This window comes from Actinacidiphila guanduensis, from assembly GCF_900103985.1.
GTDB classification, from domain to species: domain Bacteria; phylum Actinomycetota; class Actinomycetes; order Streptomycetales; family Streptomycetaceae; genus Actinacidiphila; species Actinacidiphila guanduensis.
On record NZ_FNIE01000006.1, the window covers coordinates 355,597 to 377,807 of the forward strand.

Here is a 22,211-nt window from a genome sequence, read left to right on the forward strand (position 1 = left end):
CCGTACGGCCTTCCCGCGCACCCGCGAGGCGCCCGCCGCCTCCTGTGGCGCCTGCGGCACGGCGATCTCCCTGGGGAGTGGACTAGACCTTTCGCGGGGTAAGAAGCGACACTGTCCCCGTGAGACATGTCATCGCCCTCGACGTGGGCGGCACCGGGATGAAAGCGGCGCTGGTCGGCGCGGACGGCACGCTGCTGCACCAGGCGCGCCGCCCCACCCACCGCGAGCGCGGCGCCGAGGCCGTGGTCACCGCGATCCTCGACTTCGCCGCCGAGCTGTACGCGCACGGCGAGCGGGCGTACGGCACCGGCGCCGCCGCGGCCGGTGTCGCGGTGCCCGGCATCGTGGACGAGGCGGGCGGCATCGCCGTCTACTCGGCGAACCTCCACTGGACCGACCTCCCCTTGCGCGACCTGGTCTCCGAGCGGCTGGGCGGCATCCCGGTGGCCCTCGGGCACGACGTGCGCAGCGGCGGCCTGGCCGAGGGCCGGCTCGGCGCGGGCAACGGCGCCGACCGCTTCCTCTTCCTGCCGCTGGGCACCGGCATCGCCGGCGCCATCGGCATCGACGGCCGGATCGAGGCCGGCGCGCACGGCTACGCGGGCGAGATCGGCCACATCGTGGTCCGCCCCGGCGGCCGCGCGTGCGGCTGCGGGCAGCACGGCTGTCTGGAGGCGTACGCCTCGGCCGGCGCGGTCTCCCGCAGCTGGGCGCGGGCGAGCGGCGACCCGGACGCCGACGCGGCCGGGTGCGCGCGGGCGGTGGCGGCCGGCGACCCGGCGGCGGCAGCGGTCTGGCGCGAGGCCGTGGAGGCCCTCGCCGACGGCCTGGTCACCGGTCTCACCCTGCTCGACCCCCGGATGCTCATCGTCGGCGGCGGCCTCGCCGAGGCCGGCGACACCCTCTTCGGACCGCTGCGGGCGGCCGTGGAGGAGCGCATCACCTTTCAGAAACTCCCGCTCATCGTCCCCGCCGCACTCGGGGACACCGCCGGCTGCCTGGGCGCGGGCCTGCTCGCCTGGGACCTGATCTCCGTGGAGGTATCGGCCTGATGGCCCCCGTGACGACGACATCGACAACCACCACGCAGCGCACGGTGCTGACCGGCGCCCGGGTGGTACTGCCGTCCGGTGTGGTGGAGGGCGGCCGGATCACGGTCGACGGCACCCGGATCGCCCCGAACGAGCAGGCCGAGCAGGCCACGCACGACCTGGCGGGGCAGGGCTGCACGATCGTCCCCGGCTTCGTGGACCTGCACAACCACGGCGGCGGCGGCGCCTCCTTCACCTCCGGCACCGCCGAGGACGTGCTCACGGCCGTGCGCACCCACCGCGCGCACGGGACCACCACCCTGGTGGCCTCCACCGTCACCGAGTCCCTGGACTTCCTCGCCAAGCAGGCCGCGCTGCTCTCGGAGCTGGTCGAGCAGGGCGACCTGGCGGGCATCCACTTCGAGGGGCCCTTCATCTCGCCTTGCCGCAAGGGCGCGCACGACGAGTCGCTGCTGCGCCACCCCGACCCGGCCGACGTGCGCGCCCTCGTGGCGGCCGCGCGCGGGGCCGCCCGCATGGTCACGCTCGCCGCCGAACTGCCCGGCGGCATCGACTCGGTACGGCTGCTGGCCGACCTCGGCGTCATCGCGGCCGTCGGGCACACGGACGCGACGTACGAGCAGACGGTGGAGGCGATCGACGCGGGGGCGACCGTCGCGACCCACCTGTTCAACGCGATGCCGCCGCTGCAGCACCGCGAGCCGGGCCCGATCGCCGCGCTGCTGGAGGACGAGCGGGTCACCGTCGAACTCATCAACGACGGCACCCACCTGCACCCCTCCGTCCTCGAACTCGCCTTCGGCAGCGCGGGCCCGGCGCGGGTCGCGCTGATCACCGACGCGATGGACGCGGCCGGCTTCGGCGACGGGCTCTACGACCTCGGGCCGCTGAAGGTCGAGGTCCGCCAGGGCGTGGCGCGCCTGGTGGAGGGCGGCTCGATCGCCGGCTCCACGCTCACCCTGGACACCGCGTTCAAGCGGGCCGTCACGCTCGACGGGATCGCGCTGCCGGACGCCGTGCAGGCGATCTCGGCCAACCCTGCGCGGCTGCTGGGCCTGTCGGACCGGATCGGCTCGCTGGAACCGGGCAAGGACGCGGACCTGGTGGTGCTGGACGGGGACTACGAGGTGGTGGGCGTGATGCGCAAGGGCGAGTGGGTGGTGCGGCCGGCGTAGGGGGCGTCCGGCACGCTGACCCTGCCTTCGGGGGGTACCCGCGGCCGCGTTGCCGGTCGTCGGCGGGGTGCGGAAACCGGTTGCATGTTCAACGGGTGCGTAAAGGCGGCCGGTCGGCCCTGGGCCGACCGGCCGCCGGTTTGCCAGAATCATCAGGTGATCATCACCGTCACGCTGAACACCGCGCTGGACGTGACCTACCGGGTCCCCTCGCTCGTGCCGCACACCACCCACCGGGTGCTCGACGTCGCCGAGCGGCCCGGCGGCAAGGGCGTCAACGTCGCCCGCGTGCTGGCCGCGCTCGGGCACCGCACGACCGTCACCGGCTTCGCGGGCGGTGCGACCGGCCAGGAGCTGCGGCGGGCGCTGGCCGCCGTGCCGCACGCCGACCTGCTCACCGACGCGCTGGTGCCGATCGACGGGGCCACCCGCCGTACCGTCGCCGTCGTCGCCGAGGACACCGGCGACACCACGATGTTCAACGAGCCGGGGCCCGCGGTGCGGCCCGCCGAGTGGAGCGCCTTCCTCGACCGCTACCGGGCTCTGCTGGCGGCCGACGGGGTGCGGGCCGTGGCACTGTGCGGCAGCCTGCCGCCGGGGCTGCCGGTCGGCACGTACGCGGGGCTGGTGCGGCAGGCGCGCGCGGCCGGGGTGTACGTCCTGCTCGACACCGGCGGGGAGCCGCTGCGCCGGGGACTGGCCGCGCGGCCGGACCTGATCAAGCCGAATTCCGCCGAGCTGACCGGGCTCACCGGCTTCGCCGAGCCCGCGAAGGCCGCCCACGACGCCCGCCGGCGGGGCGCCCGCGCGGTCGCGGCCTCGCTCGGGCCCGAGGGGATGCTCGCGGTGGGCGAGGAGGGCACGTGGCAGGCGCTGCCGCCCGAGCCGCTGCCGGGGAACCCGACCGGGGCCGGCGACTCCGCGGTGGCCGCGCTGCTCGCCGGGCACGCCGAGCGGCTGCCGTGGCCGGACCGGCTGGCCCGCGCGGTGGCCCTGTCGGCGGCGACAGTGCTGGCGCCGGCGGCGGGCGAGTACGACCGGGGGGCGTACGCGAAGCTGCTGCCGAAGGTGCGGGTCGCTGCCGCGGGCTGAGGGGGTTGCCGCCGCGGGCATCGCGCGGGCCGAGGCTCACCGCTACGGGACGGCCGTGCGCCGATCATCGCCGTGTCCCGGGGCCCGCTACTTGTTGACCTGGCCCTCCTTGAGCCAGAACTGGTCCAGGTTGACCCCGCAGTTCTGGTTCGCCGGGGTGCAGCTCAGCGAGAGGGTGTTGGCGCCCTTCTTCAGGTCCACCCAGGAGAAGGTGGTCATGTTCCAGGCCTTCGCCCAGTCGGTGGCGTTGCCCCAGTTCTTCATGTTGACCGGGTCGGTGCGGGGCTTGCCGTTGACCGCGAGGGTCAAGGTGGCGTCCGGGCCCGCGTTGCCGTAGCTGATGAAGAACGTGTACTGGTCCGCCTTGGGCACGGTGACCGTCCACGTCACGGTCGCGCCCTGGGTGGCCATGTGGTCCACGTACGTGCCGCCGGCGGCGTTCGCCCCCGGGTGCTCGGTGCTCGGCTGGGCGCCGCCGGCCAGGTTGAGCGTGGCGGCGTCCGTCTTCGGCGAGTCGAAGTTCGTCGGGGTCGCGGAGGGCTCCTGCGAGGGGGCCGTGCTCGCCGGCTGGCTCGCCGAGGCGGTCGCCTTGCCGTCGGCCTTGTCGCCGCTGTCACCGGAGCTGTTCGTCATCGCGAAGGCGATGGCGATCGCGACGACGGCCACGACCGCGACGGCGCCGATCAGCAGGCCCTTGCGGTTCTGGGGGCCGCCTTGGGCGGCGCGGCGGCCGCCGCCGGGCTGCTGGGGCGGCAGCGGGGGCTGCTGCTGTTGCTGCGGGTAGCCGTAGCCGCTCTGCGGCGGTGCCTGCTGGGGCGGCGGGTACCCGTAACCGCCCTGCTGGCCTTGCTGGCCCTGCTGGGGCGGCGGGTAGCCGTACCCGCCCTGCTGGCCGCCCTGGGGGCTGCGGCGCTCTCCGACCCGCTGCACCTGGTGGTACGAGGTCCGGGGCACGCCCGGCTGCCCCGCGGCGGGGTCCGGCTGCTCACCGTTCTCCGACCGGTAGAGATACGCGAACGGGTCGTCGTTCTCCGGGGTGCCGTCGTTTCCGGCAGTCATCCTTCGTCCACTCCCTCGCCACTGTGCTTCCCGCACCCTACCGGGCGAAGATGACAACTCCGTGCTCTGCGGTTCCCTGGGACTCGGGGTGTGACGGGGTACCGTCCGCCCTTCCGCGAGGCCGCCCGCGCCCCGGGCGCCGGGGAGCCGCGCTTCCCTTTGCGACCCTGTCGCGCTTCGCCACCGGCCGAAAGGGGCGGCACGGTCCCGCCCGGACCTTCCGCCGGAGGATGGCTGAGCGCGCAGTTCCTCCCCCAGAGCTTCGCCTGGGAGGTACCCCCAGCGCCCCTGAGGTGTTACCGCGAACCGTCCCCACGTATCTGCACCACGTCGGGCTGCGCCCGCCGGCCCGAAGGGGCGGCGCCTGTCCCGCCCGGACCCTCCGCCGGTGGATGGCTGGGCGCGCAGTTCCTCCCCCAGAGCTTCACCTGGGAGGTACCCCAGCGCCCCTGAGGTGTCACCGCGAACCGTCCCCGCGTATCTGCACCGTGTCGGGCCTTGCCCGTTGGCGCGGGCGGTCAGGTGTCTTGTTTGGGTTGGGCGGCGGCGCGGCGGTATTCGGCGTTGAGGCGCTGGGCTTCTTCCAGTTGGTCCTCGAGGATGACGATGCGGCAGGCGGCCTCGATCGGGGTGCCCTGGTCGACGAGTTCCCGGGCGCGGGCGGCGATGCGCAGCTGGTAGCGGGAGTACCGGCGGTGTCCGCCCGCGGAGCGCAGCGGGGTGATCAGGCGGGCTTCGCCGATGGCGCGCAGGAAGCCCTGGGTGGTGCCGAGTATCTCGGCGGCCCGGCCCATGGTGTAGGCGGGGTAGTCGTCGTCATCGAGCCGGTTGAACGAATCGTCTGCTGTCATCTTGCCTCTCTGTCGAACACGCTCGAGGGGCCCTGGCGCTGTCCTGCGCCAGGGCCCCGAAGGAACTACCACACCATCTACCGGTCCTCGTACCGGACCGGCCTACTGTGTCCGCACTGCCGCAGGGGGGGTGACGGCAGATACGGGGATCGCGGTTGCTCGACCGGAGACCACCTCACTAACGATGTCCTGCGGTACCCGGGCTCACGACGTTCCACCCGGGCGATCCTGATGGCGTTCGGCTCCTCCGTTCCTTCCTCTGGATGAACTCACCAATCGGTACTGCGACTACTGGTACTGCGAACTGCACTCACTGAACTGCGTCACTGCTCACGGCGGCCCCTGAGCACTGCGGGCCACCCGGTGCGGTCGTCAGCCCCGTCGCCGTCAGGCAACCGCTCTGGCTTCGGAACTCCACCACCGCACCGTCCTGCACTTGCGGGTACTGCTGCCCGGCAGTTCGTCTCTGCCGGGCCCTTCTGATCTCGACTACGAGAGATACCTTAGCCCCCTCCCCACCCAATGTCTACTCTGGCGATCACAGATTTTCTGGTGTCCGGCGGCGAGGTAACCGAGCAGCCCTGCCGGCGCAGGGGACACAGCGGCAGGGCGCGCGAGCCGGGCGGCAGGGACAGGCCGGGGCGCCGCAGCCGGGGTTGCGCCACCCGAGGGTGACGGAGGCACCCGGCCCGGGCGCGGCGGGGGCCGGGCGGGATCGCGCTCCCGGCCTCCACTGACGCGATCCCCCTTTGCGCACGCGGTTCCCCGGGGAAACCCTCATCGGGACGGGCACACTCCGCCCCTGCGCCGGTGCGAATACCTGGTGCGGCGGTATGAGAAATCGTGCCTCGCGAGGACGTAATTCCGGGGGGTGCGCCACGAAATCACCTCCGTTCGCGGCATTGCGGCCCGCCCTGTGCTAGCCTGATGACCAGTTGCAGTAGTGGTTCCCAAGGCTTCAAGTGTCCTCACCGGATTTTCGGTCCGGCAGGGTCACTTTGTTTTCCGGTTCACTCCGGACGGGGCAATCATCACGGCGACACTGGGCTCGCACAGTGCGGGCACAGGGCACCGCCCCGAAGGAGATATGACATGGCATCCGGCACCGTGAAGTGGTTCAACGCGGAAAAGGGCTTCGGCTTCATCGAGCAGGACGGTGGCGGCGCTGACGTGTTCGCCCACTACTCGAACATCGCCGCCTCCGGCTTCCGCGAGCTGCAGGAGGGCCAGAAGGTGAACTTCGACGTCACCCAGGGCCAGAAGGGCCCGCAGGCGGAGAACATCGTTCCCGCCTGACGGCGACGCACGTTCCACAAAAGCTGGGGCCCGCACCTGAGGGTGCGGGCCCCAGCTTTTGTGCTTCACCGCCCCCCGTGCACGGCAACGGCTTCACGGGGACGGCGGGGAACTCAGGTCCGGGTGGCACAGCGCCCGGCGCATCACAGAGAAACAAGAGCCGCCCCGGTCTTCCGTCCGGGCTTTGAGAACTTTTCGACGGCTCCCGCCGCTGCTCCGGCAGCCATGGGAAGTTCCACTCTTCCCCCTTTCGTTTGTTCTTCGGTTCGTACGTGCGATTCCCCCTGCGGATCACCGCTGCCCGGAATTCCTCGATACGTGCCGCATCGAGGAAGGTCCCGCATGAATCGCACCACGCGCAGGAACGACCGCCACTCCCGCACCGGTGGCTCCACCGGCTCCTCGTGGGGCGGCCGTTCCCCCCGGTCCTCCCGCCCCCGGGGCTCCGGCAGCCATGGCCGCCGCCCGGCGCCGCAAGGGGAGTTCGCGCTGCCGGTGACCCGCACGCCGGCGCTCTCCCCGGTCGAGACGTTCGGCGCTCTCGACATGCCCGCCCCACTGCTGGCCGCCCTCCGCGCCGAAGGCATGGCCGTCCCGTTCCCGATCCAGGCGGCGACCCTCCCCAACACGCTGGCCGGCCGGGACGTCCTGGGCCGGGGCCGCACCGGCTCGGGCAAGACTCTGGCCTTCGGCCTGGCGCTGCTGGCCCGCACCACCGGCCGGCGCGCCGAGCCCCGGCAGCCGCTGGCTCTGGTCCTGGTGCCCACGCGGGAACTGGCCCAGCAGGTCGCCGACGCGCTCGCCCCCTACGCTCGGCCGCTCAAGCTCCGGATGGCCGCCGTGGTCGGCGGAGTGTCGATCGGCCGGCAGGCCCGCGCCCTGAACAGCGGCGTGGAGGTCGTCATCGCGACCCCGGGACGTCTGAAGGACCTGATCCAGCGCGGCGACTGCCGCCTGGACCAGGTGGGGATCACCGTGCTGGACGAGGCCGACCAGATGGCCGACATGGGCTTCATGCCCCAGGTCACCGAACTGCTCGACCAGGTGCGCCTCGGCGGCCAGCGCATGCTGTTCTCCGCGACCCTGGACCGCAATGTCGACCTGCTGGTGCGCCGCTACCTCGACGACCCGGTGGTCCACTCCGTCGATCCCTCGGCCGGAGCGGTCACCACGATGGAGCACCACGTGCTGCACGTCCACGCCGCCGACAAGCACACCGCCACCCTCGAGATCGGCGCACGCGAGGACAGCGTCCTCATGTTCCTGGACACCAAGCACGCGGTGGACCGCCTGACCAGGGACCTCCTGAACAGCGGGGTGCGCGCCGCGGCACTGCACGGCGGAATGTCCCAGCCGCAGCGCACCCGCACCCTGGCGCAGTTCAAGACCGGGCACGTCACCGTGCTGGTGGCCACGAACGTCGCCGCACGCGGCATCCACATCGACCACCTCGACCTGGTCGTCAATGTCGACCCGCCCAGCGACCACAAGGACTACCTCCACCGCGGCGGCCGCACCGCCCGCGCCGGCGAGTCCGGCAGCGTCGTCACCCTCGTGACGCCCGACCAGCGGCGCCCCATGACCCGGCTGATGGCCGACGCCGGCATCACCCCGCTCACCACCCAGGTGCGCTCAGGGGAAGCCGAATTGAGCCGCATCACCGGGGCCCGGACCCCGACGGGCATCCCGGTCACCATTGCCGCACCGGTCACCGAACGCCCCCAGCGCCGGCCGTCCACGTCACGTGCCCGGCGAAGCGGCACCGCCCGGACCCGGCGCGCCACTGTCACGCCCCGCACGGCGCCCCCGGCCTCCGGCCGGAAGGCATTCGGCACCATCGCCTGAGGGGCGGCCGGCGCCCACCGGACTCGCCCACCCCCCGCGGTCAAAGGCTCCACGTCAACCTGTGAGGCGTCATGCGCTGTGTCATCGCCCGTTTCTCCTTCGACCTCATCAAGAGCGAAGTGCTCGCATCGATGAAGGGCATCGCGCCCGAACCCGTGACCGGTGAATCGGTGATCATCGGCCGCCGCACCTACCCGGTCAAGCAGGTCGGCGAAAAGCTCACCCGGCAGGACCGCCGCGACTTCTCCGCCGGCGAGGTCACCCGCGCGATGCGCCGCCTCGGCTTCACCTGCCGCCCCGCCCCCGGCCTCGTCCCGGCACCTGCCCCGGCCCTGACCGGACTCCAGGCCGCGGCAGCCCTGCTGGGAACCCCGGCACCCGTGTGACACCCCGACCCACCTGCCGAAGGCGCGGGCCCGCCGGGTGATGCCCGCGCACGCGGCCGGCTTCGGTGCCGCCGGAGCGGGTGGGGGAAGATGGAGGGGTGTTCGTACGGTGGCGGGTGGGGATGCGGGCGGGGCTCTACGGGGGGCGCGGGTTCTTCGGGCGGGGGGAGCGGGCGGGAGCGCATTTCAGGACGTCCGTGCATGTGGGGGCCGTGTTCGCGGCGGGTGTGGCGAGGTTGCTCGAAGAGGTCGATGTGAGGCTGGGGCGGCCCGAGGCACTGGACTTCGTGGACATGGGGGCCGGCGGCGGGGAACTGGGGACTGCCGTGGTGGCGGCGTTGCCGCCGGAGGTCGCCGCACGGGTGCGGGTGCACGCCGTGGACGTGGCGCCCCGGCCCGAGGGGCTGGACGACCGCGTCACGTGGAGCGCCGAACCGCCCCGCGGGGCCCGCGGCCTGCTCTTCGCGAACGAATGGCTGGACAACGTACCCCTGGACGTGGCCGCCCCCGACCCCCACGGCACCCCCCGCTACGTCGAGGTCGATCCCGAGACCGGCGAGGAACGCCTCGGCGAGCCCCTGGAACCCGACGACAGCGCCTGGCTCGCCCGCTGGTGGCCGCACCCCGACGACGGCGAACCGGGCAGCCCGAACGGCGTACCCGATCGCGTACCCGAGTCCCCCGGGGAGCTGCTCGTACCGCCCGCGGACGGCCCCTTCGCCTGGCGGGCCGAGATCGGGCGCAGCCGGGACGCAGCCTGGGCGCGGGCGGTGGACGGGATGGCCGCAGGGCTCGCCGTCGCCGCCGACTACGGGCACACCCGCACCGGCCGCCCCCGCTGGGGCACCCTCACCGGCTACCGGAAGGGCCGCCAGGTCGCCCCGATCCCGGACGGCAGCAGGGACGTGACCGCGCACGTCGCCATGGACGCCGTCGCCGGCATCCGCGGCGGCACCCTCACCACCCAGCGCGAGGCCCTGCGCGCCCTCGGGGTCAGCGGTACCCGGCCGCCCCTCGCCCTGGCCGGGCAGGACCCCGCCGGCTACGTACGGGCGCTCGCCGCGGCCGGCGAGGCCGCCGAACTCACCGCCCGCGGCGGCCTGGGCGACTTCCTGTGGCTCACCACAGCGATCGACCCGCAGTCCGCAGCCCCGGCTCCGCCGACCACCGAGTGACGCCCCGCGACGCCCGCAGCCCTGGGCCCCGGAGGCCCGCATGGTCCTGAAGCCCTCCGCTCCCCCGCCTCACCCACCGCCGAGTGACGGCCCACGACGGTCGCCGCCCTGGACCACGGGCCCCCGTCGGTCCTGAGAAGATGGGGCCATGACGGAGACGACGGTCGGGATCGGCGGCGCGGCCGAAGGCACCGACATGGTGCTGAACATCGGGCCGCAGCACCCCTCGACACACGGCGTGCTGCGGCTGCGGCTCGTGCTGGACGGCGAGCGGATCAGGTCCGCCGAGCCGATCATCGGCTACATGCACCGCGGCGCGGAGAAGCTCTTCGAGGCCCGCGACTACCGCCAGATCGTGATGCTCGCCAACCGCCACGACTGGCTCTCCGCCTTCTCCAACGAACTCGGTGTCGTGCTCGCCGTCGAGCGGATGCTCGGCATGGAGGTGCCCGAGCGCGCGGTGTGGACCCGCACCCTGCTCGCCGAACTCAACCGGGTGCTCAACCACCTGATGTTCCTGGGGTCCTATCCCCTGGAGCTCGGCGGCATCACCCCCATCTTCTACGCCTTCACCGAGCGCGAAGAGCTGCAGCACGTGATGGAGGAGGTCTCCGGCGGGCGCATGCACTACATGTTCAACCGTGTCGGCGGCCTGAAGGAGGACCTGCCCGCGGGCTGGACCGGCCGGGCCCGGGCCGCGGTCGCCGCCGTCCGCTCCCGCATGGGCCGCTTCGACGACCTGGTGCTCGGCAACGAGATCTTCCGCGGCCGCACCCGCGGCGTCGGCGTCCTCAGCGCCGCCGACGTGCACGCCTTCGGGGTGAGCGGCCCGATCGCCCGCGCCTCGGGCGTCGACTTCGACCTGCGCCGCGACGAGCCGTACCTCGGCTACGCCGACCTCGCCGGCACCCTGAAGGTCGCCACCCGCACCGAAGGCGACTGCCTGGCCCGGTTCGAGGTGCTGCTGGAGCAGACGACCAACGCGCTCGACCTCGCCGACGCCTGCCTGGACCGGCTCGCCGACCTGCCGCCCGGGCCGATCAACCAGCGGCTGCCGAAGGTGCTCAAGGCCCCCGAGGGCCACACCTACGCCTGGACGGAGAACCCGCTGGGCCTCAACGGCTACTACCTGGTCTCCAAGGGCGAGAAGACCCCGTACCGGCTGAAGCTGCGCTCGGCGTCCTTCAACAACATCCAGGCGCTGACGGTACTGCTGCCGGGCACGCTGGTGGCCGACATGGTGGCGATCCTGGGCTCGATGTTCTTCGTGGTCGGGGACATCGACAAGTAGCAGCCAAATAGCAGCCAAGGAGCAGGCACGTAGCGGCCGAGCAGGAGCCCGGAAGCAGCTCCTCAGCAGCCGGGCAGCCGCCAAGCGGCAGCCCGGAAGCAAGCCGAGCAGCGGCCACACAGCAGCCCAGTAGCCGACAGGTCGGAGCCGGTCAGCGGCCAGGCAGCGGCCGGTCCCGGTCACCGCAGCAGCGGCCGAAGCTCACGCCGTTCCGGCCCAGCCGCGCAGCGGCCGCGAACGGCCCCCGCCGCCGGCCGGCCGCGGGTTCACGCCTGGGCGCGCAGCTCCGACATGTCCAGCTGCTCGGTCTCGTCGTGCGCGGTGAGGTCGATGACCTCGGCGTCGGCCTGCCCGTGCTCCTCGGCGCCCTGCTCGGCGGATCCGGCGCCGCTCTGCTCGGCCGGCTCCTGCTCCTGCGCGGCGGATGCGCGCTCCACGACGGCCTCCTGCTCATCGCCGTGCTCGCGCGCGTCCTCCGTACCGGCAGTTCCCTCCGCGGGCGCCTGCTCCTCCTCGTGCCGGTGCGGCCCGGCGGCGGCCTTCTGGGTGCCGAAGAAGTCGAAGCCGCCGACCGTGCGGTGTGCGGCGCCCGCGCCCCGCGAGGGCTGCTGGGCGTAGGGGAGGACCGCCGAGGCCGGCTCGGTGCGGTGCTCGCGCACCGGCAGCGCGGGCGCCGCCCCGGAGGCGTGCCTGCCCTGCGGCTCCTCGGCGGCCGCGGCCTCGCGGCGCCGGGCGTCGGCCACCGTGCGCCGCGCCTGCTGGGTGGCGGCGCTGCGGGCGAGGTTGCGCAGGGCGTCGTCGGCCTTGAGGAAGGCGGCCGGGCCCAGCGGCGCCGTGCCCGTGCCGAGCGCGGGCGCGGTGCCCGCCGCGCCCTCGCGCTGCACCTTGCGGCGGGCCTCCAGCGCCCGGGCCCGCTCGGCCTCGGCGGTGGCGTAGCGGCGCAGCAGGTCGGCGTGCTCGGTGCGCAGCCGGCCCAGTTCGGTACGCCGGGCGCGGAGCTTCTTCTCCAGCCGTCCGCGCACCTCCCTGGACTCCTCCAGGTCGGTCTCCAGCTCCGCGATCCGCTCGTCGGTGCGCCACTCGTCGCGGGCGCGCAGCGCGGTCAGTTCGGCCACCTCGCGGCCCGCGGAGCGGTCCCAGGTGCGGGCGAGGGCGGCGCCGGCCACCGCGGTCAGCGCCGTGGCGGCCGCGAGCACCCGCAGCAGGGCCGTATCACCGGAGAACAGCGACGCGGCGGCGAGTACGACCGCGGTGCCGCCGACGGTCAGCGGCGGCAGCAGACGGTGCAACGGCTGGGAATGGCGGTGGCGTCCACGGGGCATGGCCAGAAATCTAGCGCGCGCCGGGCCCGCGTGGGGCGCCGGGGGCCCAACTTTCGTGGTATTTGGCGGCCGACTTGCGGGCGGCCGTCCGGCCGGGGCAGGGGCGTGGCCGAGAACGCACCCCCGCCCGCCGGGGCGGAATCCCGCCACCCGCCCGCGGACCGGCGCGGACCCCTGGTCCCGGCGTGGCCCCGGCGCCGTCGCCTTCCGGGCTCAGCCGTGGGCCAACGGCGGTTCGGGCAGGCTCGGTTGCCCGTCCGGCGGCGTCACCGGCAGGCCGGCTGCCCGCCATGCCTGGAAACCGCCGACCAGGTCGGTGGCCCGGTGCAGCCCCAACTCGTGCAGGGAGACGGCCGCGAGCGAGGAGGCGTACCCCTCGTTGCAGAAGAGCACCACGTGCCGGTCGTGCGAGGTCGCCCCGGCGATCCGGTGGCTGCCCGAGGGGTCCAGCCGCCACTCCAGTTCGTTGCGCTCGACGACCACCGCGCCCGGCACGGTGCCGTCGCGCTCCCGCAGCGCGGCGTAGCGGATGTCGACCAGCAGGGCGCCCTCGCGCACGGCCGCGGCGGCCTGTTCGGGCTCCAGCCGGTCCAATCGGGTGCGTACGGCGGCCAGGTGCTCGTCTATGGAGACCGGCCGGCCCGGCGTCACCACTCCTCGGGCCGCTCGACGTACTCCAGCCGCAGAGTGCTGCCCTTGCGGCTGTAGCGGCGGATCAGCGGCAGCGGCGGGTAGTAGGCGTGCACGGAGACGGCGTGGGTGGCCGGCGAGGCGTTGACCACCTGGTGCAGGTGGTTGCGGCCGAAGGCACGGCCCTTGCCCTCGGGCAGCACCCGGCGGCGGTCGAGGTCCTCGGCCAGCTCCAGCGAGCGCCAGCCCTCGGAGGGCAGCGGCACCGCCAGGGAGTCCTCGGTGAGTTCGCCGGCGGCGGTGACGAAGACGCCGTAGGAGCCGCCGTGGTCGTGCCAGCCGGTCTCGGCGCCGGGCGGCCAGCCGATCAGCCACGCCTCGGCCCCGCCGGGGCCTTCGAGACGCTGCCAGGTGCGCCCTTCGGCGTCCAGCGGCAGGGCGGCGACGCGGGCGGCGTCGGCGGCCACCGAGCGGGCGAAGTCGAGCAGTTCGGCGGCGGTGGGCGCGGAGGCCGGGTTCTGGGTGTGCGGGGTACGGGATGCGGCAGACAAGGGGTGACCACCCTGGATGAGTGCGCCGCCGGGCCGGTGCACGGAGGGCGGACGCGAGGTGAGTGTCGGACCGGGAGCGCGTGCGGCCATCCGTCGTGATCGGTCGGGAAGACGTGTCAGACGGGGCAGCGACGCGCGGCGGTACACACGCAGCTCGCGTACCGGACGAGGTCCAGGTGGACCCTCCGGTGCAGATGCAAGCGCTTGACCCTCACCACAGGACGGACTGAACCACGAGCGGCGGCCGCCGGTCAAGCGCGCAGGTGGGTGACCTGTGCCGGGGCGAGCCGGCGGTCACCGGAGGGTCCGCCGGGGTCAGCGGGGCGGCAACGAGGCGGCCGACAGGGTGACCAGCGGGGCGGTCAGCAGGGTGGTCAGCGGGTGCGGTGCAGGTGCGAACCGGAGGCGCCGGTGGGCCGGTCGTCGTCCTCGGGCAGCTTGCAGACCCGCTCCAGGAAGATCGCCGCGGCCACCACGGCGACGCCCGCCAGCACCGCCAGGCCCGCGTAGATCGCCTGCTGCCGGCGCGGGTCCATGTCCAGCTTGTACATCACCAGGTAGACCCCGTCCCCGCCGTAGATGCCCACGACGAGCGAGGCCACCAGCGCGCTCGCCTGGCCGAAGACGACCGCGCGCGCGGCCGCCAGCGGGTCCACGCCCTTGGCGCCGGGGCGCCGCTCGCGCTGGGCGCGCAGCCGGGACCGGATGGACAGGGCCGTGGCGAACAGCGCCACCGCGATCAGGGCGAGCACGATCGGGGCGGCGACGGGCACGCCGGGCAGGGTGCCGAAGGTGTCCCACAGTCGCGCCGCGGCCCACGACAGCACGCCCGCGACCACGAAGATTCCGGCCAGCTGCCTGATCCGCAGGGTCCTCACCGGGTGTCCGCCTCCACACGTTCCGACTGGTTCGCCGCCCTTTGCCCGCACTGCGCCGGCCAAGGTCCCAACGATTACTCCGGCAGCCGGAGTTCCACGTCCTCCCGCCGCCGCACCCCCTCGCGGCCCACGACGGCCAGAAGTTCGGCGACCGGCCCGCGCCCGGGCACCGCGGCCGCGGGGTCGACGTCGTACCACGGTACGAGGACGAAGGCGCGCTCGTGCGCCCGCGGGTGCGGCAGGGTCAGCTCGGGGTCGTCGGAGACGGCCGTGTCGTAGCTGACGATGTCCACGTCGATGGTGCGCGGGCCCCAGCGCTCGGTGCGCACCCGGAAGAACGCCTCCTCGATCGCCTGGGCCCGCTCCAGCAGCGCGGACGGCGGCAGCGTGGTGCGCACCAGCACCACCGCGTTGAAGTAGGCGGGCTGGCTGCCCGCGGGCACGCCCCACGGTTCCGTCTCGTACACCGGGGAGACCGCCTTCACCCGGACCCCTGGGGTGTCCTCCAGGGCGTCCACGGCCCCCTGGAGGGTCTCCAGGCGGTTGCCCAGGTTGCCGCCGAGGGCGATCACGGCGGTCCTCGGGTTCTGCAGGGTGCTGTCGGCGGCGTCCACCTGGGCCGTCACCGCGGCCGGCACGGGCTGCACCACGGGGTCGGCGGCGCCGTAGGGGGTCTCGGGTTCGCGCGCGCTCACGGGCGCCTCCGGGTGATGGTCACGGTCACGTCGTCGAACGGGACGGTGATCGGTGCCTGCGGCTTGTGCACGGTCACCTCCACCTCCTGTACCCGTTCGTGGCCCAGGCACGTGTCGGCGATCCGCTGGGCCAGCGTCTCGATCAGGTCCACCGGCTCGCCGGCGACGACGGCGGCGACCTGCTCGGCCAGCACACCGTAGTGCACGGTCAGCGTCACGTCGTCGGCGGCGGCCGCGGGGGCGGTGTCCAGGCCCAGCACGAGGTCCACCACGAAGACCTGGCCGCCCTCGCGCTCGTGGGCGAGCACGCCGTGGCGGCCGCGGACCGACAGTCCGCGCAGGCCGATGCGGTCCAGCGTGCGGGCCGTGCCGTTCCCGGTGCCGTTCTCCGCGGCCTTCCCGGTGCCGTTCTCGGTGCCGCCGCGCATGGCGCTCACTCCTCCGTCTCGTCGCCGACCGCGGCCGGCGGACCGGCCGGTCCGTCCCCGTCCAGCAGCCCGGCGCCGCCCCCGCCGCCGCCGCCCCCGCCGCCACCACCGCCGCCGTCACCGTCGTCGCCGCCGTCGCCGTCCTCCTCGTCGGAGTCGTCGGCGAGCACCGGCGAGCCGTGGTGCGCCCACAGCCGCCAGCCCTCGGTGGTGCGGCGGAAGACGTTGGTGGCCACCACCAGGCCGCCCACCAGGGCGCCCGCGGAGCCGTCCTCCTCGGCGGGGCCGCCGGTGAGGATGTTCTCGGTGCAGGTGACCAGCGCGGTGTCGCCGTCCACGGCGATCTCGACGTCGGTGAGGAAGAACTGGATGTACTCGGTGTTCGCCATGATCAGCGCGTAGGAGCGCATGACCTCGCGGCGGCCGCGCAGCACCGGCCAGCCCGGGTGCACGGTGGTCACCGACTCCGCGAGCGGCCCGGTGAGCACCACCGCCTCCAGGCCGTCCAGGTCGGAGGTCTCGATGGCGTCGTAGAAGGCCTGGTTGGCGCGCTCGACCGCGCGCGACTCCGCCGTCTGGGCCGTCACGCGGACACCCCGCCCGCGGGCCCCTGCCCGGTTGCCTTCCCGGCTTGCCCGGATGCCTGATCCGCGGCCGCTTCTGTTCCCGGTTCCGCGGCCTGATCCGCGGCCTGCTGGATGGCGTGGGCCACCCGGACCGCGTCCGCGCTCGCCCGCACCTCGTGCACCCGCACCGCCCAGGCGCCCTCGCGGGCTGCGATCGCGGTCACCGCGGCCGTGGCCGCGTCGCGCTCGCGGGCCGGCGGCACCGCGCCGGTCGCGTCGGCCAGCACCCGGCCCAGGAACCGCTTGCGGGAGGCGGCCACCAGCAGCGGGGCCCCCAGGGCGGCCAGGTCCCGCAGATGGGCCAGGAGCGCCAGGTCGTGGTCGGCGTTCTTGGCGAAGCCCAGGCCCGGGTCGGCGACGATCCTCTCGGGCGCGATCCCGCCGGCCACCGCCCGGTCCAGGCTCGCGCGCAGCTCGGCGACGACCTCGGCGAGCACGTCGGTGTAGACCGCGCGGTTGTTCATGTCGATGCTCTGGCCGCGCCAGTGCATCACCACGAAGGGCACCCCGGCGGCCGCGACCACCGGCACCATCGCCGGGTCGGCCTGGCCCCCGCTGACGTCGTTGACCAGGCGGGCGCCGGCCGCGACGGCCTGCTCGGCGACGGCGGCCCGCATCGTGTCCACGCTCACCAGCACACCGGCGGCGGCCAGCTCGCGCACCACCGGCACCACCCGGCGCAGCTCCTCGGCCGCGTCCACCCGGGCGGCACCGGGCCGGGTGGACTCCCCGCCGACGTCGACGAGGTCCGCGCCCTGGGCGACCAGGTCCAGGCCGTGCTTGACGGCCAGCTCCGGGTCGAACCACTGCCCGCCGTCGGAGAAGGAGTCGGGGGTGACGTTCACCACGCCCATCACGGCGCACCGGTCCCACCGCGGCAGCCCGGCAGGTCCGCTCCTGCCCTGCGGCCGGCCCGGGGGGCGGCCCTGTGACGTACTCATGCGCCCAGCGTACGGGTCAGGCGGCGGCCTTCTGGCGGGCGCCCGTCCCGCTGGGCGAGGCGTAGCCGGGGTTGTGCCGGTGCGGCGGGCGGCCGGCCCGGCGCGGCAGGAACCGCTGGAGCGCGGCCGGCAGCGGCAGCGACAGGGTGACGAAGCCCTCGGCCTGCATGATGGCGAAGCCGATCCTGGGCAGGTCGCGGGAGTTGGGGAAGACCAGGAAGCGCGGCACCCACTCGGGCTGGAACTTCGCGTTGAACTTGTACAGCGACTCGATCTGGAACCAGCGGGAGAGGAAGACCAGCAGCCCGCGCCAGCCGCGCAGCACCGGCCCGGCGCCGATCCGCTCGCCGCGGGCCAGCGCCGAGCGGAACATCGCGAAGTTCAGCGACACCCGCTGGATGCCCAGCTCGGGCGCCTGCCGCAGCGCGGCCACGATCAGCAGCTCGTTGAGCCCCGGGTCGGCCGCGCGGTCGCGCCGCATCAGCTCCAGCGACATCCCGTCCGGCCCCCAGGGCACGAAGTGCAGCACCGCCCGCAGGTCGCCCAGCTCCGGGTGCGCGGCGCCGCTCTCGCGCTCCTTGTGGGCGGTGACCACGACGCAGTCGCCGTCGGCCGCCTCACCGAAGCGGCCCAGCGCCATGGAGAAGCCGCGCTCGGTGTCGGTGCCGCGCCAGGCGTCGGCGGCCAGCCGCACCTGCTCCTTCTCGTCCTCGGTCAGCTCGCGCACCCGCCGCACCCGGCAGGTGTAGCCGGAGCGCTCGATCCGCTTGACCATCTGCCGCACGTTGCGCATCGCCCGCCCGTCCAGGCTGAAGGCGCCGGCGTCCACCACGGCCTCGTCGCCGAGCTCCAGGGCGTCCAGACCGGTCTCCCGGGTCCACACCTGGCCGCCGGTCTCGCTGCACCCCACCACGGCCGGCAGCCAGGCGTGGGCGCGGGCCAGCTCCATGAAGGACTCGATGGCGCCCGGCCAGGCCTCCACGTCCCCGATCGGGTCGCCGCCGGCCAGCGCCACCCCGGAGACCACCCGGTAGCAGATCGCGGCCTTGCCGCTGGGCGAGAAGACCACCGACTTGTCCCGGCGCAGCGCGAAGTGGCCGAGGGAGTCGCGGGCGCCGTGCCGGGCCAGCAGGCAGCGCAGCCGCTCCTCGTCGGCCTCGCCGAGTTCGGCGACCGGGCGGGCCGGGCGCAGCGCCAGGTAGACGGTGGAGCAGACGATGAGCAGGCCGAGGCCGCCGAGCGAGAAGCTCACCACGTCGTCCACCCGGTCGCTGGTGTAGTGGACCGGGCCGCCGAAGCCGAACAGGCCGTAGAGCACGTGGCGGCAGCGGTCGCCGAAGCCGGGGTTGCCGCGCTCGGAGGCCGGGTGGGCGCTGGTGATGACCAGGCCGAGGGCGAAGGCGAAGGCGCTCAGGCCCACCAGGTTGGCCAGCGCCCGCCAGCGGGTGCGCGGGTCGGACAGGGCGGTGAACTCCCCGCGGTGCACGATCAGCAGCGCCATCAGCCCCAGCGAGACCGCGACCCCGAAGGTGGAGTGCCGGTAGATCAGCTGGGTGGCCGCGCCCACCGGCATCAGCACCACGGTGGCCCACCAGGCGCGTTGCTTGCCGCGCTTGAGGCCGTGGGCGAGCATCAGCACCAGGATGCCGGTGACGACGGAGGTGGCGGCGGCCAGCGAGCTGACGGTGCCGGGGAAGACGGCGGCCATGTGGTGCATTCGGCCGTTGCGGAAGGCGGGGAAGACCGCCGAGACCACGTCGAGCAGGCCGATCACCGCCGCGGCGCTGCCGATGATCCTCGGTACGGCGGACGCCTGCGGCACCCAGCGGCGCCGCCCCTCTTCCTGTGCTGCCATCGACACCAAACCCCGAGCTGACCGGCAGCCGGCAGGGCTCTCCCCCGCGACGCGCTCCGGTTCCGACGATTCGCGCCCCCTAGGACGGCAACCGGTGGCTTCCGGTTCCCCCTGTTTCGGCGCGATGCGGCCCGACTGTAGACCGACTGTGGACCGACAGGGAAGCTACACCGATCGGGGGCCCGCAGGCCCGTCGCGGGACATTGCGGGGCATCGTACGACAGGGGCGCCGGCTCAGGTTGCCGGCCCGGCTCAGCCGCGGCCGATGATCAGGCTCATCGCCTCGGAGCGGGTGGCCGGGTCGCGCAGCTGGCCGCGCACGGCCGAGGTGAGGGTCTTGGCGCCGGGCTTGCGCACCCCGCGCATCGTCATGCACATGTGCTCGCACTCCACCACGACGATCACCCCGCGCGGCTCCAGGATGCGCATCAGCGCGTCGGCGATCTGCGTGGTCAGCCGCTCCTGCACCTGCGGGCGGCGGGCGTAGACGTCGACCAGCCGGGCCAGCTTGGACAGGCCGGTGATCTTGCCGCTGGTGGCCGGGATGTAGCCGATGTGCGCGACACCGACGAAGGGCACCAGGTGGTGCTCGCAGGAGGACATCACCTCGATGTCCTTCACCAGCACCATCTCGTCGTGGCCGATGTCGAAGGTGGTGGTCAGCACGTCCTCCGGCTGCTGCCACAGCCCGGCGAATATCTCCCGGTAGGCGCGCGCGACCCGGGCCGGGGTCTCCCGCAGCCCCTCGCGCTCGGGGTCCTCGCCCACCGCGTAGAGCAGCTCGCGGATCGCGGCCTCGGCGCGCTTCTCGTCGAACTCACCGATCGGCTTGCCGTCGCCGTCCAGCGTCACGGGATCAACCATGGAGCACCTCGTTTCCTGTCCGGAGCGCGGCCGCGGCCCCAAGGCGAGAACCCTGGGGCCGCGGCACACATTCCGTGTTCTTCCTCACCCGGCGGCTGCCCGGCGCCCCCCCTGACGGCGGGGCCGGGCGGTCGCCTCAGCTCTCCGGGCGGTCCTCCGGCAGGTCCACCGGCTCGACCGGCTTGGTGGTGGAGACCGGGCCGCCGGAGCCGTTGATCGCCTGCTGGGCGCCGTTGGTCAGCGCCAGCTCCTTCGGCGAGAGCACCGGCGGGCGGGTGGAGGGGGTGCGGCGGGCCGAACCGGTCCAGGCCGGACGCGGCGGCCGCTTGACGACCGGGGCGAAGATCTCGGCGATCTCCTCCTTGTTCAGCGTCTCCTTCTCCAGCAGCGCCAGCACGAGGTTGTCCAGGACGTCCCGGTTCTCGACCAGGATCTCCCATGCCTCGTTGTGCGCGGTCTCGATCAGCTTCTTGACCTCTTCGTCCACCAGCCCGGCGACCTCTTCCGAGTAGTCGCGCTGGTGGCCCATCTCACGGCCGAGGAACGGCTCGGAGTTGTCGGAGCCGAACTTGATCGCGCCCAGCCGCTCGGTCATGCCGTACTTGGTGACCATCGCGCGGGCCGTGGTGGTGGCCTTCTCGATGTCGTCCGAGGCGCCGGTGGTCGGGTCGTGGAAGACCAGTTCCTCGGCCGCCCGGCCGCCCATCATGTAGGCGAGCTGGTCGAGCATCTCGTTGCGCGAGGTGGAGTACTTGTCCTCGTCGGGCAGCACCATGGTGTAGCCGAGCGCCCGGCCGCGGGACAGGATGGTGATCTTGTGCACCGGGTCGGAGTTCGGCGAGGCCGCCGCGACCAGGGCATGGCCGCCCTCGTGGTATGCGGTGGTCTTCTTCTCCTTGTCCGACATGATGCGGGTGCGCTTCTGGGGGCCGGCCACGACACGGTCGATGGCCTCGTCCAGCACGCTGTTGTCGATGACCTTCTTGTCGCTGCGGGCGGTGAGCAGCGCCGCCTCGTTGAGCACGTTGCTCAGGTCGGCACCGGTGAAGCCGGGGGTGCGGCGGGCGACGGCCATCAGGTCGACGTCCGGCGCGATCGGCTTGCCCTTCTGGTGCACGGTCAGGATCTCCAGCCGGCCCTGCAGGTCCGGCGGGTCGACCGCGATCTGCCGGTCGAAGCGGCCCGGGCGCAGCAGCGCCGGGTCGAGGATGTCGGGCCGGTTCGTGGCGGCGATGAGGATCACACCGCCCTTGACGTCGAAGCCGTCCATCTCGACCAGCAGCTGGTTGAGGGTCTGCTCGCGCTCGTCGTGGCCGCCGCCCAGGCCCGCGCCGCGGTGCCGGCCGACGGCGTCGATCTCGTCCACGAAGACGATCGCGGGGGCGTTCGCCTTGGCCTGCTCGAACAGGTCGCGCACCCGGGAGGCGCCGACACCGACGAACATCTCCACGAAGTCCGAACCGGAGATCGAGTAGAACGGCACGCCCGCCTCGCCGGCCACGGCCCTGGCGAGCAGGGTCTTGCCGGTGCCGGGGCGGCCGTAGAGCAGCACGCCCTTGGGGATCTTGGCGCCGACGGCCTGGAACTTCGCCGGCTCCTGCAGGAACTCCTTGATCTCCTGCAGCTCCTCCACGGCCTCGTCGCACCCGGCGACGTCCGCGAAGGTGGTCTTGGGGGTGTCCTTGGTGATCAGCTTGGCCTTGGACTTCCCGAACTGCATGACGCGCGAGCCGCCGCCCTGCATCTGGTTCATCAGGAAGAGGAAGACCACCACGATCAGTACGAAGGGCAGCAGGGACAGCAGGATGCCGACGAAGGCGTTCTGCTTCGACGGCGAGACGGTGTAGCCGTCGGGCAGGGAGACACCCTTGACGTCGCCGTTCTGGATCCGCTGCAGGTTCGCCGCGATGGCCGCGCCCTGGTCGCCGATGTAGCTGGCGCGGACCTTGTCACTGCCCTTGATCTTGAAGCCGTCCTTCAGCTGGACCTTGATGGAGTTGTCGTCTCCGGTGGTCAGCTGGGCGGAACTGGCGCGGTTGGTGTCGATCGCGTGGAGGACCTGGCCGGTGTCGACCGTCTTGTACCCGCCGCCGGAACCGACGACCTGCATCAACACGACCACGGCAAGGACAGCCAGCACGATCCACATGACCGGCCCACGGAAATAGCGCTTCACGTCCATCCATGCGGGGCGGTTTC

At 73.5% G+C, this 22,211-nt stretch carries 20 protein-coding genes and 1 pseudogene; 8 read left to right on the top strand and 13 right to left on the bottom strand.

Going from position 1 to position 22,211, the window contains the following annotated elements; translation table 11 throughout:
- The first annotated feature begins 119 nt into the window (after nt 1–119).
- The 3 genes from BLR33_RS15725 to BLR33_RS15735 all read left to right on the top strand — a co-directional run bounded on the left by BLR33_RS15725 (nt 120) and on the right by BLR33_RS15735 (nt 3,319).
- Nucleotides 120–1,052 carry an ROK family protein gene (locus tag BLR33_RS15725; RefSeq protein ID WP_093785069.1) on the top strand — a complete coding sequence of 311 codons (933 nt, stop codon included), beginning with the start codon at nt 120–122 and terminating at the stop codon, nt 1,050–1,052.
- Nucleotides 1,052–2,227 carry an N-acetylglucosamine-6-phosphate deacetylase gene (gene nagA / locus BLR33_RS15730; protein ID WP_093785070.1) on the top strand — a complete coding sequence of 392 codons (1,176 nt, stop codon included), beginning with the start codon at nt 1,052–1,054 and terminating at the stop codon, nt 2,225–2,227. The genes BLR33_RS15725 and nagA overlap by 1 nt, the downstream gene beginning before the upstream one ends.
- Nucleotides 2,228–2,383: 156 nt before the next feature.
- Entirely contained in the window at nt 2,384–3,319 is a 936-nt protein-coding gene (locus BLR33_RS15735; protein WP_093785071.1) for a 1-phosphofructokinase family hexose kinase, read from the top strand.
- An 87-nt stretch (nt 3,320–3,406) separates the two neighbouring features.
- Here the strand turns inward: BLR33_RS15735 and BLR33_RS15740 are convergent, their stop codons facing one another.
- Nucleotides 3,407–4,378 carry a carbohydrate-binding protein gene (locus tag BLR33_RS15740; protein ID WP_093785072.1) on the bottom strand — a complete coding sequence of 324 codons (972 nt, stop codon included), beginning with the start codon at nt 4,376–4,378 and terminating at the stop codon, nt 3,407–3,409.
- 518 nt (nt 4,379–4,896) lie between these two features.
- The gene (locus tag BLR33_RS15745; RefSeq protein ID WP_093785073.1) at nt 4,897–5,229 is read right to left on the bottom strand and encodes a MerR family transcriptional regulator; all 333 of its coding nucleotides are present in this window, start codon (nt 5,227–5,229) and stop codon (nt 4,897–4,899) included.
- Between the two features lie 1,092 nt (nt 5,230–6,321).
- Here BLR33_RS15745 and BLR33_RS15750 point away from each other — a divergent pair.
- The 5 genes from BLR33_RS15750 to BLR33_RS15770 all read left to right on the top strand — a co-directional run bounded on the left by BLR33_RS15750 (nt 6,322) and on the right by BLR33_RS15770 (nt 11,222).
- On the top strand, nt 6,322–6,525 hold the full coding sequence (locus BLR33_RS15750; RefSeq protein ID WP_033176054.1) for a cold-shock protein: 204 nt from the start codon (nt 6,322–6,324) through the stop codon (nt 6,523–6,525).
- Nucleotides 6,526–6,867: 342 nt separating this feature from the next.
- Entirely contained in the window at nt 6,868–8,370 is a 1,503-nt protein-coding gene (locus BLR33_RS15755) for a DEAD/DEAH box helicase (RefSeq protein WP_093785074.1), read from the top strand.
- A 71-nt stretch (nt 8,371–8,441) separates the two neighbouring features.
- On the top strand, nt 8,442–8,756 hold the full coding sequence (locus tag BLR33_RS15760) for an SCO5918 family protein (RefSeq protein WP_093785075.1): 315 nt from the start codon (nt 8,442–8,444) through the stop codon (nt 8,754–8,756).
- Between the two features lie 254 nt (nt 8,757–9,010).
- Nucleotides 9,011–9,931 (top strand): SAM-dependent methyltransferase, encoded by a 921-nt coding sequence (locus BLR33_RS15765; RefSeq protein ID WP_407639684.1) that lies wholly within the window; start codon nt 9,011–9,013, stop codon nt 9,929–9,931.
- 148 nt (nt 9,932–10,079) lie between these two features.
- Nucleotides 10,080–11,222 (top strand): NADH-quinone oxidoreductase subunit D, encoded by a 1,143-nt coding sequence (locus tag BLR33_RS15770; protein ID WP_093785077.1) that lies wholly within the window; start codon nt 10,080–10,082, stop codon nt 11,220–11,222.
- A 266-nt stretch (nt 11,223–11,488) separates the two neighbouring features.
- Here BLR33_RS15770 and BLR33_RS15775 read toward each other — a convergent pair whose 3' ends face one another.
- From BLR33_RS15775 to ftsH, 11 genes and pseudogenes are all read right to left on the bottom strand, one after another.
- On the bottom strand, nt 11,489–12,544 hold the full coding sequence (locus BLR33_RS15775; RefSeq protein ID WP_093785078.1) for a hypothetical protein: 1,056 nt from the start codon (nt 12,542–12,544) through the stop codon (nt 11,489–11,491).
- A gap of 213 nt (nt 12,545–12,757) precedes the next feature.
- The gene (locus BLR33_RS15780) at nt 12,758–13,195 is read right to left on the bottom strand and encodes a rhodanese-like domain-containing protein (RefSeq protein WP_093785079.1); all 438 of its coding nucleotides are present in this window, start codon (nt 13,193–13,195) and stop codon (nt 12,758–12,760) included.
- Nucleotides 13,192–13,725, bottom strand: a complete 534-nt coding sequence (locus BLR33_RS15785; RefSeq protein WP_245771426.1) for a cupin domain-containing protein — start codon at nt 13,723–13,725, stop codon at nt 13,192–13,194. The genes BLR33_RS15780 and BLR33_RS15785 overlap by 4 nt, the downstream gene beginning before the upstream one ends.
- Before the next feature lie 374 nt (nt 13,726–14,099).
- Entirely contained in the window at nt 14,100–14,603 is a 504-nt protein-coding gene (locus BLR33_RS15790; RefSeq protein ID WP_093785081.1) for a DUF3180 domain-containing protein, read from the bottom strand.
- A gap of 74 nt (nt 14,604–14,677) precedes the next feature.
- Nucleotides 14,678–15,298 carry a 2-amino-4-hydroxy-6-hydroxymethyldihydropteridine diphosphokinase gene (gene folK, locus BLR33_RS15795; RefSeq protein WP_093785082.1) on the bottom strand — a complete coding sequence of 207 codons (621 nt, stop codon included), beginning with the start codon at nt 15,296–15,298 and terminating at the stop codon, nt 14,678–14,680.
- A complete protein-coding gene (gene folB / locus BLR33_RS15800) occupies nt 15,295–15,654 on the bottom strand; it encodes a dihydroneopterin aldolase (RefSeq protein ID WP_093785213.1) in 360 nt (119 codons plus the stop codon). Before folB ends, folK begins: the two co-directional genes overlap by 4 nt.
- 173 nt (nt 15,655–15,827) lie before the next feature.
- Nucleotides 15,828–16,313 (bottom strand): annotated as a pseudogene (locus BLR33_RS15805) (nuclear transport factor 2 family protein); the annotation flags it as partial.
- Entirely contained in the window at nt 16,310–17,293 is a 984-nt protein-coding gene (folP, locus tag BLR33_RS15810; protein ID WP_093785084.1) for a dihydropteroate synthase, read from the bottom strand. The gene folP and the pseudogene BLR33_RS15805, both read right to left, overlap by 4 nt.
- 16 nt (nt 17,294–17,309) lie before the next feature.
- A complete protein-coding gene (locus BLR33_RS15815; protein WP_093785214.1) occupies nt 17,310–19,148 on the bottom strand; it encodes a phosphatidylglycerol lysyltransferase domain-containing protein in 1,839 nt (612 codons plus the stop codon).
- 252 nt (nt 19,149–19,400) lie between these two features.
- Nucleotides 19,401–20,012 (bottom strand): GTP cyclohydrolase I FolE, encoded by a 612-nt coding sequence (folE, locus tag BLR33_RS15820; protein ID WP_093785085.1) that lies wholly within the window; start codon nt 20,010–20,012, stop codon nt 19,401–19,403.
- Nucleotides 20,013–20,148: 136 nt separating this feature from the next.
- Nucleotides 20,149–22,194: an ATP-dependent zinc metalloprotease FtsH gene (gene ftsH / locus BLR33_RS15825; RefSeq protein ID WP_093785086.1), complete on the bottom strand. Its 2,046-nt coding sequence runs from the start codon at nt 22,192–22,194 to the stop codon at nt 20,149–20,151.
- Nucleotides 22,195–22,211 lie beyond the last annotated feature (17 nt).